Here is a 399-nt window from a genome sequence, read left to right as displayed (position 1 = left end):
GTTTCCTTGTACTTGGAGCTCATGTCCTTGCCGGTTTCGCGCATGGTCACGATGACCTCGTCCAGGGAGACCCGGTGCGTGCCGTCGCCCCACAGCGCCATCTTGGCGGCGTTGATGGCCTTGGCGGCGGCGATCGCGTTGCGTTCGATACACGGGACCTGGACGAGCCCGCCGATCGGATCGCAGGTCAGGCCCAGGTTGTGCTCCATCGCGATTTCCGCGGCGTTCTCCACCTGCTGGGGCGTGCCACCCATGACCTCGGCCAGGCCGGCGGCCGCCATCGAGGACGCCGAGCCCACCTCGCCCTGGCAGCCGACCTCGGCGCCGGAGATCGAGGCCTGCTCCTTGTACAGCACCCCGATGGCGCCGGCGGTCAGCAGGAACTTGACCACCACGTCG

At 68.2% G+C, this 399-nt stretch carries 1 protein-coding gene; it reads right to left on the bottom strand.

Annotation, left to right across the window (positions count from 1 at the left end):
* Positions 1–399 (bottom strand): L-serine ammonia-lyase, iron-sulfur-dependent, subunit alpha (locus AC1DXI_RS20770; RefSeq protein WP_476940154.1); only part of this gene is annotated, 399 nt, incomplete at both ends.

This window comes from Arthrobacter sp. P1_H7 (assembly GCF_056405215.1).
This window is presented reverse-complemented; position numbering and strand designations above follow the sequence as displayed.